9 protein-coding genes are annotated in these 15,545 nt (G+C 76.3%); 2 read left to right on the forward strand and 7 right to left on the reverse strand.

What is annotated here, in order from left to right:
* Positions 1–32: 32 nt before the first annotated feature.
* The 6 genes from ACFUEL_RS06990 to ACFUEL_RS07015 all read right to left on the reverse strand — a co-directional run bounded on the left by ACFUEL_RS06990 (position 33) and on the right by ACFUEL_RS07015 (position 9,195).
* Positions 33–1,655, reverse strand: a complete 1,623-nt coding sequence (locus tag ACFUEL_RS06990; RefSeq protein ID WP_380234995.1) for an RNA polymerase sigma factor — start codon at positions 1,653–1,655, stop codon at positions 33–35.
* A 475-nt stretch (positions 1,656–2,130) separates the two neighbouring features.
* Complete coding sequence (locus ACFUEL_RS06995) at positions 2,131–3,003, reverse strand: FadR/GntR family transcriptional regulator (RefSeq protein ID WP_380234996.1); 873 nt, start codon at positions 3,001–3,003, stop codon at positions 2,131–2,133.
* A 299-nt stretch (positions 3,004–3,302) separates the two neighbouring features.
* Positions 3,303–4,103 carry a hypothetical protein gene (locus tag ACFUEL_RS07000; protein ID WP_380234997.1) on the reverse strand — a complete coding sequence of 267 codons (801 nt, stop codon included), beginning with the start codon at positions 4,101–4,103 and terminating at the stop codon, positions 3,303–3,305.
* An 11-nt stretch (positions 4,104–4,114) separates the two neighbouring features.
* On the reverse strand, positions 4,115–5,734 hold the full coding sequence (locus ACFUEL_RS07005) for an ATP-binding cassette domain-containing protein (RefSeq protein WP_380234999.1): 1,620 nt from the start codon (positions 5,732–5,734) through the stop codon (positions 4,115–4,117).
* Between the two features lie 234 nt (positions 5,735–5,968).
* Complete coding sequence (locus tag ACFUEL_RS07010) at positions 5,969–6,727, reverse strand: NUDIX domain-containing protein (protein WP_380235000.1); 759 nt, start codon at positions 6,725–6,727, stop codon at positions 5,969–5,971.
* A 164-nt stretch (positions 6,728–6,891) separates the two neighbouring features.
* A complete protein-coding gene (locus tag ACFUEL_RS07015; RefSeq protein WP_380235001.1) occupies positions 6,892–9,195 on the reverse strand; it encodes a glycogen debranching N-terminal domain-containing protein in 2,304 nt (767 codons plus the stop codon).
* A gap of 864 nt (positions 9,196–10,059) precedes the next feature.
* On the opposite strand from ACFUEL_RS07015, the gene ACFUEL_RS07020 reads away from it, so the two are divergent.
* Positions 10,060–11,373, forward strand: a complete 1,314-nt coding sequence (locus ACFUEL_RS07020; protein WP_380235002.1) for an alpha/beta fold hydrolase — start codon at positions 10,060–10,062, stop codon at positions 11,371–11,373.
* Between the two features lie 37 nt (positions 11,374–11,410).
* On the opposite strand, the gene ACFUEL_RS07025 is transcribed toward ACFUEL_RS07020, so the two are convergent.
* Positions 11,411–12,901, reverse strand: coding sequence for a DUF4192 domain-containing protein (locus ACFUEL_RS07025; RefSeq protein ID WP_380235003.1), 1,491 nt, complete (start codon positions 12,899–12,901; stop codon positions 11,411–11,413).
* A 205-nt stretch (positions 12,902–13,106) separates the two neighbouring features.
* On the opposite strand from ACFUEL_RS07025, the gene ACFUEL_RS07030 reads away from it, so the two are divergent.
* Positions 13,107–15,302, forward strand: coding sequence for a RecQ family ATP-dependent DNA helicase (locus tag ACFUEL_RS07030; protein WP_380235004.1), 2,196 nt, complete (start codon positions 13,107–13,109; stop codon positions 15,300–15,302).
* The last annotated feature ends 243 nt before the right edge of the window (positions 15,303–15,545 follow it).

Raw genomic sequence — 15,545 nt, forward strand, 5'->3', positions numbered from 1 at the left:
GGCCCGTTCGCGCGGTGCCCGGGGTTGCCGGATCAGTCCAGGTAGTCGCGCAGCACCTGGGAGCGCGACGGGTGGCGCAGCTTCGACATGGTCTTGGACTCGATCTGGCGGATCCGCTCGCGGGTCACGCCGTAGACCTTGCCGATCTCGTCCAGCGTCTTCGGCTGGCCGTCGGTCAGACCGAAGCGCATCGAGACCACGCCCGCCTCGCGCTCGGACAGGGTGTCCAGCACGGAGTGCAGCTGCTCCTGGAGCAGGGTGAAGGAGACCGCGTCGGCCGGGACGACCGCCTCGGAGTCCTCGATCAGGTCACCGAACTCGCTGTCGCCGTCCTCGCCGAGCGGGGTGTGCAGCGAGATCGGCTCGCGGCCGTACTTCTGGACCTCGATGACCTTCTCGGGGGTCATGTCGAGTTCCTTGGCCAGCTCCTCCGGGGTGGGCTCGCGGCCCAGGTCCTGGAGCATCTGGCGCTGCACGCGGGCCAGCTTGTTGATGACCTCGACCATGTGCACCGGGATGCGGATGGTGCGGGCCTGGTCGGCCATGGCGCGGGTGATCGCCTGCCGGATCCACCAGGTCGCGTAGGTGGAGAACTTGTAGCCCTTGGTGTAGTCGAACTTCTCGACCGCGCGGATCAGACCGAGGTTGCCCTCCTGGATCAGGTCCAGGAAGAGCATGCCGCGGCCGGTGTAGCGCTTGGCCAGCGAGACCACCAGGCGGAGGTTGGCCTCCAGCAGGTGGTTCTTGGCGCGGCGGCCGTCCTCGGCGATGATCTCCAGCTCGCGCTTGAGCTTCGGGGCGAGCTTGTCGGCCTGGCTCAGCTTGTCCTCGGCGAACAGGCCGGCCTCGATCCGCTTGGCGAGCTCGACCTCCTGCTCGGCGTTGAGCAGCGGGACCTTGCCGATCTGCTTGAGGTAGTCCTTGACCGGGTCGGCGGTGGCACCGGCCACGGCGACCTGCTGGGCCGGGGCGTCGTCCTCGTCGTCGTCCGAGAGCACGAAGCCCTGGTCGGTCTCCTCCTCGGCCTCGCCCTCCTTGCCGTCACCGGGCAGGGCCACGTCCTCGAGGAGCTCCTCCTCGCCGATGATCTCCTCGTCGCCCTTGGCACCGGGCTTCGCGGCGGCGGCGGTCTTCTTGGCGGCGGTCTTCTTGGCGGGGGCGGCAGCCTTCTTGGCCGCCGCCTTCTTCGCCGGGGCGGCGGCCTTCTTGACGGCGGCCTTGGCCTCGGCGACGTCGATGGTCTCGACGACGGTGACCTCGGCGCTGGCCACCGAAGCGGACACGGAGGCGGGCGGGGCGATGTTCGCCGCGGGGGCGATCCGCACCGGGGGCTTGGTCTGGGCGACCGGCGTGCGGGTGGTGACCGCCTTGGTCGCGGTGCGCTTGGTGGTGCTCTTGGCCGCGACGCTCTTGCGCTTGGCGCCGGCCGGCTCGGCCGCGCTGACCATCAGCTCCACCCCCTCCTCAATCAGCACCTGGTTGAGGCTGCGCATGACGTTCTTCCACTTGGTGACCGGGATCTGGTCCGCCTCGAACGCGTGGCGCACGTCGTCACCGGCGATCTGCCCCTGGGCCTTGCCCCGCTCGATGAGCGCCAGCAGTGCCGCGGACTCGGCGATCTCGGGGGGAAGCGAACGGGATGTGCTGGCCGACACGAACAACCTCTCGGACGATGAGTGGACACGAACCCGCACCGACCGGCCCGACTGCTCGGGCTCGGGCGGGTGGACGGTGACCGGGGTCTGCAGGACGGCAGCAGCGCCGCGGACCAACACAGCCAGCTGGCTTGTGGTGATATTCCGGAGCTGCTTCCGCTCCGTACACATCGCTGCCGCCCCTCAAGTGTTACGCATGCCCGTCGTGGCGCCCGTCACACCACCCGGCGGCCGGTACGGGCTGCCCCGAGCGGCCTATCCGCGGGGCGCGTCCGGGACCCGGTCGGGACCCGGTCGGGGCCCGGTCGGCGCCTGGTCGGCGCCCGGTCGCGGCCCGGTCGGGGCCCGGTCGGGGCCCGGGGCTTCCGCGGCGGGGCCCGGTCGGGCGCGGCCCCGGAGCGCCGATGGCCCCTCGGCTGCGCGGGTGGGGCAGCAGAAGGGCCATCCGGTCGGAGCGGCGGTCGGGGTGGACCGCTCAGTGCTCGCGCGGTGCGGGGACGGAGTGCTCGATGTCCGGGTGGACGGTGAGCAGCGCGCGGACGGCGGCCTCGGCGGCGGTGCCGTCACCGGTGCCGAGCGCGTCCACCAACCGGGCGTGCAGGCTGACCGCCGACTCGGACGGGCGCTCGCAGGTGGTGCCGGAGCCGCCGGAGACCTGGAGCGCGCCGGCCACGATCCCGGACAGGTGCTCCAGCATCCGGTTCCCGGCCATCTGCAGCACCAGCCCGTGCAGCTCGGCGTCGGCCCGGGAGTAGCTGACCAGGTCGCCCTGGCCGCCGGCCTGGCCCATGATCTCGGTCAGCTCGACCAGCCGGTGCTGGACGTCCTCCCGGCCGTGCCCGGCGGCCAGCCGCGCGGCCAGCGGCTCGATCGCCCAGCGCAGCTCGAACAGCTCGCGGCGCTGCTCGTCGCGCTGCGGGCCGAAGGCGCGCCACTCGATGATGTCGGGGTCGAGCAGGTTCCAGTCGCTCACCGGGCGGACCCGGGTGCCGACGTTCGGCCGGGCCGAGACCAGGCCCTTGGCCTCCAGCACCCGGAGCGACTCGCGCACCACGGTGCGGGAGACCTCGAAGCGCTGGCCGATCTCCTCCGGCACCAGCGGGCGGTCGGCGCCCAGGTCGCCGGAGACGATCATCTGGCCGAGCTGCTGGACCAGCTGGCCGTGCAGGCCGCGGCCGCGGCTGCTGGTGGTCTTCCGGCCGACCCGGGCGAGGTCGCCCTCCGCCCCCTCCCAACGGGGGGCGGGCGGGGTGGGGCGGTCGGCGTACGGGAAACGGTCCAACTCGGAGGCGGAGATCGACTCGGCCTGGCGAGCGGCGGTCACGGTGGGGTGCGCAAGGGTACTCACGCCATCCTTTGTCGGCGATCGGCGGAGCCGCCTTGAGCATTCTCCTGAAAAGCACACGAAAGGGTGATCGACCGTGTCTGGATAATTGACTTCTTATCAGTCGTAAATGCTCATACCGGTCATCCCGTGCTGTTTCCCCCGGCGGTTTTCTCCCGCCCCTGCTGTCACGCCGTCAGGGCCCTTCCCGGCGCCGCTCCCCGGCCCTCCCCGCCTGCCCTCGCGCCCGCCTGCTCTCCGGCCGCCTGCTCTCCCGGCCGCCTGCTCTTCCGGCCGGGCGGGCCGCGGCGCCCCCGCCCGGGTCACAGGCTCCGGCGGCGCGACTGGACCAGCACCGCAGCCAGCACCAGCATCGCGGCGGGGGCCAGCAGCGCGGCCAGCACCACGCCGTCCAGCGCGCCCGCGGTCCGGTCGGCGGCGCTGCGGACCCAGTCCAGGCCGTACTGGAAGGGCAGCAACTCCCGTACCCAGACCGGCCAGTTGCGGCCCGTACGGTGCAGCAGCAGACCGGCGGTGGGCTCCAGCAGGGCGGGCAGCGCGCCGGTCAGCAGGACGCCGACGACGGCGCTGCGCACCAGCGAGGTGATCAGCAGGCCCGCCCAGCCGCCCGCCACCGACAGCGCCAGGAACGCGGCCAGCGGACGGCCGGCGCCGCCCGCCGCGAACGGGGCGGCGGGCAGGCCGGACGGGTCGAACAGGGGCGAGGCGTCCACCCCGGCGGGCAGTGCGAGCCACACCGCGAGGACGTTCGCGCCGAGGGCGGCCACCGCCAGCAGGAGCGCCGCCGCGCCCACCACCAGCGACTTCGCCAGCAGCGCGGTCAGCCGGCGGCCCGCGGTCACCCGCGAGGCGGGCAGGCCGGGCCAGCGGATCTCGTTGCCGTAGGCCAGCGCGCCGAGCACCGCCGCCGCGAGCGCGGTCAGCGGCAGCGGCAGGGCCGGCACCACCGCCGCGACCGAACGCACCGCGTCCGGCACCGCCAACTCCCCGGCCGGCAGCCGGGTCGCGGTGAACGCCGCCACCGCCGCGTTCAGCACCAGCGCGCCCGCGACCACCACCCACGTGGAGCGCACCCCGCGCAGCCGACGCACCTCACTCGCCACCACCCGCACGGTCACTCACTCCCGTTCTCGTCGTCGGCGGCGCCGCTGTGCGCCGCCCCTCGCGGATCCGCCGCACCCGCGACGGCGGGCCGCTCCCCGCCCGGCTCCCGCGAGCGCCCCGCCGGTTCGGCCGGACGCAGCCCGGTGGCCCCCGCCGACCACGGGCGCCCCGGGAAGGGGCGCACCGGGGCGGGACGCCGCCCGACTCCCCCGATCCGGGCGGGAGTCAGCAGTTCCGCGTCGGTCGGGTTGGCCGCCAGGTGCTCGGCGTCGGCCACCCCCGGCCCAGGCTCCGGCCCGTCCGCTCCCGGCCCCGCGGGACGTGCTGTCGGACGGACCGCCGAGCCGCCGAGGGCGGACGCCCCGCGTGGGGTGCGCCTGGTCAGGTCGACGGCGGGGGCCGGGAGCGTCCGGGGTTCCGCGGGGGCCGGGGGCACTTGGGACGCCGGGGCGGGCACGACCGGGGCCTGGACGGCGGCCGGGGCCGCTACCCGGGTGGACGGGTCCGGTGCGGGCAGGCTCGGCACGGGCAGGCTCGGCGCGGGCAGGTCCGGCGCGAGCGCGGCGGCGGCCCAGCGGCCGGCCTGCAGGCCCCGGTGGTCGAGTTGGCGCTCCGGCTCCGGCCCGGCCGGACGGCCGACGGTCGCGGGCCGCCGGTCGTCCGCCCCCTCCGGGGCCGCCTGCTCCGGGGCCGCCTGGCGGACCGTCCGGATCGACACCTGGCCGGAGCGCCCCGAGCCGCTGGGCAGGGCGGACGGGTAGGAGGCGGGGCGCTGCACCACCCGGTCGGCCAGCTCGTGCAGCAGGATGCCGTTGCGGTAGGCGAGTTCACCGATCTCGGTGCGGTCGATGCCGCTCACCGCGAGGCCGGCGCCGCCGTCCCGCCGGACTTGACCGCCCTGGGCGGACAGCAGGTCGGCGAGGCGGGCCATCTGCGGGCCCCGGACCAGTACTTCGGGGTGCAGCCTGGTGCGGCGGAACTCCACCACCGGCTGGTCGGCGGCCAGTCGGCCCGCGTCCAGGGTGACCACCCGGTCGGCGAGCGCGGCGGCCTCCTCGGGGGCGCGGGTGGTCGCCAGCACGGTGCCGCCCGAGAGGGCGAAGGAGCGCAGGAAGGCCCCGAACCACTCCTCGTTGCTCGGGGACAGGCCCTCGGTGGGGGCGTCCAGCAGCAGCGTGGAGGGGTTGCCGAGCAGGGCGGCGGCCAGCGCGAGACGGCGGTGCATGCCGGGCGAGAAGGTGCCGATCCGGTGGTCGGCGACGGCGGCGAGCCGGGTCTGCTCCAGCAGGTCGTCGGCCCGGCGGGCCGGGACGCCGACCGTGCCGGCCAGCATCCGCAGGTGGGACCGGGCGCGCTGGCCGGGGTGCCCGGCCTCCGGGCGGCCGGTGGCCAGCAGGACGCCGATCTCCCGCTCCGGGCGCCGGATCCGCCGGTACGTCCGGCCGTCGAAGAGGGTGAGGCCGTGGCCCCGCTCCAGTTCCACCATCAGCCGGAGCGCGGTCGTCTTGCCCGCGCCCTCGTCCCCGAGCAGCACGGTGACCGTTCCCGGGCGGGCCTCGAAGGTGAGGTCCAGCAGCGCGGGGGGCCGCCCCCGCCGGTACGCCTTGGTCAGTCCGGTGATCTGGATCATCGCTGCCCGCTCCCTCGCCCGCCGACAGACCGGGGGTGTCCTTCTGGCCTGAGCCTGCACAGTAGGACGCGGAAGCGGTGAAACCAGGCATTACGGATGGGTCGTGGACGGCGTGGGCGCCGACCTCACCCGTACAGGGGACAGCCCCGGCGCCGCACTGACGCCTTCCTCACGAACCGTCACCACCCTTGGGGCGCAACGGACTCGACCGCTCCCCCGGAGCGGGGGCCGGCTTCAGGCTTCGGGGCGCAGCATCGGGGGGTTGAGCAGGGTGGCGCCGCCGGCGGTGAACAGCTGGGCGGGGCGGCCGCCCTGACGGGTCGTGGTGCCGCCGGAGGGCAGCAGGAAGCCGGGGGTGCCGGTCACCTTGCGGTGGAAGTTGCGCGGGTCGAGCACCACGCCCCACACCGCTTCGTAGACCCGGCGCAGCTCCCCGACGGTGAACTCGGGGGGGCAGAAGGCCGTGGCCAGCGAGGAGTACTCGATCTTGGACCTGGCGCGCTCCACCCCGTCCGCCAGGATCCGGCCGTGGTCGAACGCAAGCGGTACCCCGTCCCCCTGCTCCTTGCCGAGCAGTTCGCCCACCGGTGCCCACCGGGCGCTGCTGGCGTCGCCGCCCGCGCGGGGCGACGGCAGGTCCGGGGCGAGGACCAGGTGGGCGACGCTCACCACCCGCATCCGCGGGTCACGCTGCGGGTGCCCGTAGGTGGCGAGTTGCTCCAGGTGCACCCCGGCGGGGGTCTGCCCGGCCGGGAGGCTGCCCGGGAGCGACTGGGCGCGCAGCCCGGTCTCCTCCGCCAGCTCGCGGGAGGCCGCCTCGGCCAGCCCCTCGTCCAGCCGCACGAAGCCGCCCGGCAGCGCCCAGTACCCCTGGAAGGGGGCCTCGCCGCGCTTCACCAGCAGGGCGCACAGCTCGTGGTCGCGCACCGTCAGCACCACGAGGTCAACCGTGACTGCGAACGGGGGGAAGGCCGACGGGTCATAACGCGACATGCGGCTGATCTTAGTCGTCTCTCTGACGATAATCACAGACCACAGCGGCTTTTCCCCTCCGGCGGCCCGCTCCCGGCGGAGGCTCCTCCCACCCGCCGACGGCTCCTCCCACCCGCCGACGGCTCCTCCCATTCGCCGACGGCTCTTCCCATCCGCCGGGGTGCTCAGCCGGCGGCGAGCTGCAGGAACGACGGCGCCTCCTCCACGACCGCGACGCCGATCCGGCTGACCCGGACCGAGAAGGGCTCGCCGGCCACCCGCAGGCCGGTCAGTTCCAGTGCGCCCAGGGGGGCGGTGCTCGCCGGGCGGGTGGCCACCCGCCCTGACGGGACGTCGGGACGGACGCCCGCCAGCGAGAGCACCAGGTGGACGGCGGCCGCCGCGGAGACCGCGGCCGGGCGGCAGGCCGCCGGGTGCGGGACGGGCGGGCAGTCGGCGACCTTCTGCTCGCCGGCGTACATCTCCGGCAGGCGGCCCTCGAAGTGCACGGACGCCTCCAGCAGGCCCTCCAGCAGTATTTCGGCCTCCCGCTCGAAGCCCGCGTCCACCAGGCCGCTGACCGCGAGCGCGGTCTCCTGGACCCGGACCGCACCGCTGCGGTGGCCGAGCGGGTTGAAGCGGGGGGACTTCGCGCTCAGCGTGCGCAGGCCCCAGCCGCAGTCGAGTTCCGGGGTCACCAGGCGCTGGGCCAGCACCCTGGTCTGCTCGCGGTCGAGCAGGCCCTCGTGCAGCTCGCCCTCGGCGGCCAGGCCCGGGTCGAAGAGGTGGACCAGGGTGGAGGCGACGGCCGGCACCGGCCGGTCCGGGGCCAGCAGGGCGGCGGCCGGGCGGCCGCCGGAGAGGTCGTCGATCCAGAACTGCTCGCGGAACCGTTCCCGCAGTTCGGCCGCCCAGGAGCGCCACTGCGCCGCGCCCGGCCGGTCGAAGGCGTCCAGCAGGTCGGCGCCCTGGAGGGCCGCCCGGTGGGCCTGGGCCTGGACCTCGCACCGGGCCGGTCCGGGCCGCGCGGCGCGCTCCTCCGCCGGGCGGCCGAAGTCGGCGACGAACCCGACCGAGCCGTCCGTCCCCTCGGCCACCACCGCGGCCCGCAGCGCGCCGAGCGCCCGCTCGGCCGCCGGGAGCAGCTCGGCGACCTCGGCCCGGGGCATGCCCCAGCGCCACGCCTCCGCCAGCACCGTGACGAACAGCAGGGTCGCCTCCGTCGCGGTGCAGGTGGCCGGCAGTTCGGGGCCGCCGTGCCGCAGCGGGCCGGGGACCACCCCGTCCATCGCCTGGGCCGGGGCTCCGGTCTCGCCACCGGACGGGTTCGCCCCGCCGGAGGCGCCGGGGGCCTGCCCCGGCGCCGGCCCGGCCGGGACGGCGCCCTCCGGGGCCGACGCGGCGTCACCTTGGGACGCGGCAGCGGTCGGTGGGGTCGCCTGGTGCTGGCGGCGGGCGACCGCCCGCAGGGTGCCGGCGGCGAGCCGGGTGCCGAGCGGCAGGGTCATCCGGGCCGCCCACAGCGCGTCGGCGGCGGTGAGGCCGAAGCGCCAGGGCGCGCCCGAGGCGGTGTAGAGGTCGGTCGGCCGGTCCGCGTCGGCGAGCAGCAGCCCGCCGAGCGAGTCCAGGGCGCGGGCGACCAGGCGGGCAGCCCGGCGGTCGTCGGCCCGGACCTCGGGCTCGGACCAGGGCAGCGGTACGCCGGGGCCGCGCCCGGTCGGCGGCCGCCCCGTCGAGGGCGTCTCCAGCTCGGCCCGCAGGTCGACCGACCAGCGGGCGCCGGGCTGGATCTCCAAGTCCCAGCGCAGCACGCCCGCGCCGGCCAGCACCGCGTGCGGCGAGGGCCGTGCGCTGACGGTGGCCGCCCGGCCCTGGCCGACCCAGCGCAGGCCGGAGGACTGGACCTGGCCCGGCAGGTCGGCCGAGCGGCGGCCCGCGGCGATGTCGGTGAGCAGGCCGAGGTCGGTGCCGAGCGCGATCTCCAGCGGCAGCCGGGCCGGGCGGGCGCCCGTGTTGCGGACGGTCACCGTCTCCGCGCCGTCGGCGTGCCGCAGCCGTTCGACGGTCAGCGCCGGATCCGGGTCGAGGTCTCCCGGCACCCGGACCGAGCCGACGAACCGGGCCGCGGCGGCGGAGGTCAGGGTGCCTTGGAGCGAGAGCGGCTCCATGCCGCCCAGCCGCAGCTCCATCCGGGCCAGGGTGCGCACGCCGTGCCGGAAGAAGCCGTGCAGGCCCTGGCCCCGGAGCTGGCCGTCCGGCCCGGAGGCCGCCATGCCGGGGGCGTTGACGCACAGGACGTCGTGCGCGGCGGAGGGCTGCGGCCGCGGCGGCTGGGGCGCCTGGCCGGAGGGCCGGGCCGGGCCGGCTGCGGGCGCGCCCGCTACCTGCTCCGACCTGGCCCCCTGCGGGCCGCCCGGGGCCGACGGGTGGTCGGCCCGCGGTGCCGGGCCGCCGCGCCCCGGCGCCGGGTGGCCCGGGGCGGGCCGCACCGCGGTGCCGTACGGCGGGGTGCCTCCGGGCCCGTAGGGGGCCCCGCCGGTGGGCGTGCCGTACGGCGGGGTGCCGACCGGGGCCGGATACGGGTGGGCAGCGCCCGACGGGGTGCCGTACGGCGGGGTGCCGGGGGTCGGGGCGCCGTACGGGGGTGCTCCGTGCGGCGGGGGGCCGGGAACCGCCGGGCCCGCGCCGGGCGTTCCGGGGAGGGGGCCCGCGGGCGTGCCGTACGGGGGTGTGGCCTGACGGGGTGGCGGAGGGGCCGCCGGGCGGGCGGGCGGCACCGGGGTGTCCCCCGGGGCCGGCGGGCCGGCGGACGGCAGCGGTTGGGGCGCTGCGTGGGGTGGCCTTGGGTCGGTCACCGGGCTCTCCTCCCCCCGACCGGCCGAGGGCTGCGGGCTCGGTCGGCCGCGAGCGTGCTCGATCGCGGACTGTGCTGCTCTGCCGCCGGAACACGCGGCTCTGACTCCGGTCGGACCGGACCGCCGGGGTCGTCCGGGGGCCGGCCGCGCCGGGTCGAGCGACGCGTGGCCGGTGCCCCGCACGGTCGGCCCGGTCGTACCGGTTCGGGTGGCGGCGTTCCGCAGAATGAACGCCCCACACCTGCCCCAGGTCACGCCCGTGCGGCGGACGCCCGTGCGGAGGGGGTCGCGGGCCGACGGTCGTTCGGTGCTCCGCGACCGGCACCCGGAGCGCCCGCTGTGCCGTGGTGCCGTTCGGGGGTCTCCGCACGCGGCGGACGCCCCCCGGCGGCTCCTGTCCGACGTCAGGATACGGTGCGAGAACGACGGCGATCGCACCGGTGACCCCGGCAATCGGCGTCGCGACCAGCCTGTGACCAGCTCGCACCTAGGAGTTGCATGTCCTCCCTCAGCCGCATCCCCGGGATCGTCACCACCGACCACGTCTTCCGGGTGCCGCTGGACCACAGTGCCCCCGGCGGCGAGGCGATCGAGGTCTACGCCCGCGAGGTGGTGGCCGCCGGACGCGAGCACGACGAACTCCCTTGGCTGGTGTACCTGCAGGGCGGGCCCGGCGGGAAGGCCAACCGGCCGATGGGCCGGGACGGCTGGCTGGACCGGGCGCTGGACGACTACCGGGTGCTGCTGCTGGACCAGCGGGGCACCGGCCGCTCCACCCCCGCCAACCGCCAGACCCTGGCCCGGCGCGGCGACGCCCGGCAGCAGGCCGAGTACCTGGCGCACTTCCGGGCCGACTCGATCGTCCGGGACGCCGAACTGATCCGCCGGCAACTGCTCGGCGCCGACGGCAGGTGGAGCCTGCTGGGGCAGAGCTTCGGCGGCTTCTGCACCCTGACCTACCTCTCGCTGGCCCCGGAGCACCTGCGCGAAGCCTTCGTCACCGGCGGGCTGGCCGGGCTGCGCCGCTCGGCGGACGAGGTCTACCGGGCGGCCTACCCGCGCGTCGCCCGGAAGAACGCCGGGCACTACGCGCGCTTCCCCCAGGACGTGGCGGCGGTACGGCGAATCGCGGCGCACCTGGTGGAGCGGCCCGCGACCCTCCCCGGCGGCGGGACGCTGACCGTGCGGGCGTTCCAGGCGCTCGGCATCCTGCTGGGCAGCGGCTCCGGTTCCTACGTCCTGCACTACCTGCTGGAGGAAGCCTGGGTCGAGGGGGTGGACGGGCCGGAGCTGTCGGACACCTTCCTGGCCGGGGTGCAGTCGCAGCTGTCCTTCGCGCAGAACCCGCTGTACGCCGTCCTGCACGAGTCGATCTACGGGCAGCGCTCGGTCGACCCCGGGGCCACCGACTGGTCCGCGGAGCGGGTGCGCGCGGAGTTCCCCGAGTTCGACGCCGAGGCAGCGCTGGCCGGGGACGGGCCGGTGCTGCTCACCGGCGAGATGATCCACCCGTGGATGTTCGAGACCGACCCGGCGCTGCGGCCGCTGCGCGGGACGGCGCAACTGCTGGCGGAGCGCACCGACTGGCCCGACCTGTACGACCTGCCGCGCCTGGCGGCGAACGAGGTGCCGGTGTACGCGGCGGTGTACCACGACGACATGTACGTGGACACGGCGCACTCGCTGGAGACCGCGGACGCGGTGGCCGGCACCCGGGTGTGGGTCACCAACGAGTGGGAGCACGACGGGGTGCGGGTCAGCGGCCGGACGGTGCTGGACCGGCTGATCCGGATGGCGCGCGGCGAGGTGTAGCCGGGCGCCGCGCCACCGCTGGGCGGGGATGCGCATGTCAGTCTCCGATCGCGTGTCGGCCCCGGTGCCTCCGGACCTGCCGGAGGTGGGAGTCCGCCGGGGCGGTCCGCTGTGGACGCGGGCGGCGCCCGTGCTCCGGCCGGTCGGCCGCGGCTGACGGGCCGTCGGTCCGGACCGCCGCGGCGGGCGGAGCGGGCGGGGTGGACGGGGCGGACGGCCCGGCCGGCCGGTCGTCGCCCCCGGCGGGCCCGTCCGGGGCAGCGTCGGGCCCGGGGGCGGGGCCGCGGTCGGCGACCGCTCCCGCGCTCCCGCCGTCTCCCCCGGTTCCCCCGCCGGGGGCCGCGGGGCGCGCCGGGTCGGCGGGGGCCGCCGGGGGCGGGGGCTCCGGCAGCCCCGGGAGCGGTCCGCCCCGCGGCCTGGCGGCGCGCTCGCGGCGGATCACCTGGAGCAGGGCGTCCGGGGAGATGCCGCAGTTCAGTGATTCGTAGAGGAGCTGGGCCAGGGTGTAGCCCGGCTCCAGTTCCAGGGCCCTGGCCAGGACGACCCGGGCCGTGGCGGAGTCGTCGGCCAGCCAGGACGTCCAGGCCAGCAGGGTCATCGGTGGGACGGCGAGGTGTTCGAACGGGTCGACGCAGCGCTGGATCAGGAACCGCCACAGCCGCTGGGCGGCGGCGAGTTCGTCCGGTTCGGCGTACTCGGCGCCGCGGTCGCGGCCGAGTTTGTCCTGCATGCCGATCAGCAGGCGGGCGGTGCGGGCCGCGTCCAACTCGCGGGCCCCGGCACGGAACTCCGCCATCGCCTCGGCGAGCAGCTCCGCGGTGCGTTCGACCGTCGCGGCCCGGCCGCCGGGGCCGGCCAGCTCGCGGACGAAGGGCGGGCCGGCGTCCTCCAGGGCCCGGCGCTGCGTCTCGGAGCCCGGCGGGCCGATCGGGGCCAGCCCGGCCACCATCGCCTTGCGGCTGCCCCGCGGGGCGAGCCCGGCGAACGTGGCCGCCACGGCGAGCGGGCTCGGCTGGTGGGCCGCCCGGACCGGGGTGCCGTCCGGCGGACAGCAGTCGGCCCCGGTGCACAGGAAGGACCACCAGCGGCCGGCCGAGACGCAGAGCGACTCCTTGACGGCCACCTGCTCGTTCTGGAAGGCCCGGGCGAGCGCGGCGGCCAGCGGGCGCAGTCCCGTCAGCACGCCGTGCCCGTCCCCGGGCGAGCGGGCCGGACCGGCGGGATCCCGGCAGAGGTAGAGCAGGACTTGGACGGGGCGGCGGTCGCGCCGTTCGGACAGCTCGACCAGCAGCCGGGCGGCCTCCTCCGCCGTGCGCTCCCACTGGGCCGGGTCCTCCGGGATGTCGATCCGGATCACGCCTCCCTGGTCGAGCGCGGTGCCCTGCAGGCCCACCGCGACGATGCTGTCGTCGGGGAAGAAGCCCAGCAGGTAGGGAAGCATCTCCGCCATGTCGGCGGGGCCGCGCAGCCGGACCGGGAGGTGGCCGGGGTGCGGGGCGGGGGTGGTGGTGCGGTCGTCTGCGGTCATGGCGGAAGCTTGGACCGGATCGCGCCCGGTTGCGGAGAATTCGCCCGACCCTGTGGATAAGTCGGGGGGTTCAGCATCTCCTCCCCCGAATGGCCTACATTTCGCCGCTCCCAGCATGGTTCGACGGTGTATCAACCGATGAACGCCACTCTGTCCACAGGTCGTCATTCGCGATCCGTCCGTGCCGCACGGTATCCATGACCTCATGCAGACGCGCGAACCCCACCCGACCACACCCGCCGACCGCGACGCCGTCCGGGCCGCCGCGGAAGCCGTGCTGCGCGACCTCGCCGGCCCCGCCGCTGCCCTGCGCGAGGACCAGTGGAAGGCCATCGAGGCCCTGGTGGTGGACAGCCGCCGAGCCCTGGTCGTCCAGCGCACCGGCTGGGGCAAGTCCGCCGTCTACTTCATCGCCACGGCGCTGCTGCGCGCCCGCGGCGCCGGGCCGACGGTGATCGTCTCCCCGCTGCTCGCCCTGATGCGCAACCAGGTCGACTCGGCCGCCCGGGCGGGCATCCGCGCCCGGACGATCAACTCGGCCAACCCCGAGGAGTGGTCGGAGATCCAGCAGGAGGTCGCCGACGGCCTGGTCGACGTCCTCCTGGTCAGCCCGGAGCGGCTGAACAACCCCGACTTCCGCGACAACGTGCTGCCCAAGCTCGCCGCCTCCACCGGCCTGCTGGTGGTGGACGAGGCGCACTGCATCTCCGACTGGGGGCACGACTTCCGGCCCGACTACCGGCGGCTGCGCACCATGCTCGCCGAACTCTCCCCCGGCGTCCCGGTGCTGGCCACCACGGCGACCGCCAACGCCCGGGTCACCGCGGACGTCGCGGAGCAGCTCGGCACCGGCGCGGGCGACGAGCAGGCCCTGGTGCTGCGCGGGCCGCTGGACCGGGAGAGCCTCAGCCTGGCCGTGCTGCCGCTGCCCGATCCGGCGCACCGGCTGGCCTGGCTCGCCGACCACCTGCCCGACCTGCCCGGCTCCGGCATCGTGTACACCCTCACGGTGGCCGCCGCCGAGGAGGTCACCGAGTTCCTGCGCAGGCGCGGGTACCAGGTCGCCTCCTACTCCGGACGGACCGAGGACGCGGAGCGCCGCGAGGCCGAGTCCGCGCTGCTGGAGAACCGGGTCAAGGCGCTGGTCGCCACCTCCGCGCTCGGCATGGGCTTCGACAAGCCCGACCTCGGCTTCGTGGTGCACCTCGGCTCGCCGAGCTCCCCGATCGCCTACTACCAGCAGGTCGGCCGGGCCGGCCGCGGTGTGGACCGGGCCGAGGTCCTGCTGCTGCCGGGCCGGGAGGACGAGGCGATCTGGCGGTACTTCGCCTCGATCGGCTTCCCCGCCGAGGAGCAGGTCCGCCGCACGCTGGACGCGCTGTCCGGGGCGGGCCGCCCGCTCTCCACCGCGGCCCTGGAGACCTCGGTGGACCTGCGCCGCACCCGGCTGGAGACCATGCTCAAGGTGCTCGACGTGGACGGCGCGGTGCGCCGGGTGCGCGGCGGCTGGGAGTCCACCGGCGAGCCGTGGCTGTACGACGCGGCGCGGTACGCCAAGGTCGCACGGGCCCGGGAGGCCGAGCAGCAGGCGATGCGGGAGTACGTGGCCACCGAGGGCTGCCGGATGGAGTTCCTGCGCCGCCAGCTCGACGACCCCGAGGCGGCCCCGTGCGGCCGGTGCGACCGCTGCTCCCCGCCCCGGCACTCCGCCGGGGTCTCCGGCGAGGCGCTGGACGCGGCCCGGGCCGCGCTCGGCCGCCCCGGCGTCTCCTTCGAGACCAGGCGGATGTGGCCCACCGGCATGGAGTCCCTGGGCGTCCCGCTCAAGGGCCGGATCCCCCCGGCCCAGCAGGCCGAGCCGGGGCGCGCCCTGGGCCGGCTGTCCGACATCGGCTGGGGCGGCCGCCTGCGGTCGCTGCTGGACGAGCGCTCCCCGGACGGGCCGCTGCCGCGCGAGGTGCTGGACGCGATGGTCGGGGTGGTCGCGGACTGGGCCCGGGGCCCCGGCGGCTGGGCCGGGCCGACGGGCCCGGAGGGCGAGCGGCTCGACCGCCCGGTCGGGGTGGTCGCGCTCGACTCCTCCACCCGCCCCCGGCTGATCTCCGACCTGGCCGACGGCCTGGCCTCGATCGGCCGGATGCCGCTGCTCGGCCGGATCGAGTACGCCACCGGGGAGCCGCCGCACGGCCCGCGCAGCAACAGCGCCCAACGGCTGCGCTCGGTCGCCGGGGCGCTCGCCCTCCCACCCGGTCTGGCCGAGGCGCTGGCCGCCGCGCCGGGCCCGGTCCTCCTGGTCGACGACCTCGTGGACTCGGGCTGGACGCTGACGGTCGCCGCCCGCCTGCTCCGCCAGGCCGGAGCCACCGCCGTACTCCCCCTCGTCCTCGCCGTCCGGGGGTGAGGACGGCCCCCCGGGGGTGAAGACGACCTCCGGGAGGCGGGGAGGACCTCCGGGAGGCGGGGAGGACCTCCGGGAGATGAGGAGGCCCTTCGGGAGGCGGGGCGACGCCGGACGGCGAGGACGACCCCCGGAGGGCGGGAACGACCCCCGGGAGATGAGGAGGGCCTCCGGGGAGGTAGGGACGACGCCGGAAGGCAAGGACGGCCCCAGGAGGCGAGAAGACCTCCGGGGAGGGGGCGCCCC

Source organism: Kitasatospora sp. NPDC057198, assembly GCF_042670125.1.
GTDB lineage: Bacteria > Actinomycetota > Actinomycetes > Streptomycetales > Streptomycetaceae > Kitasatospora.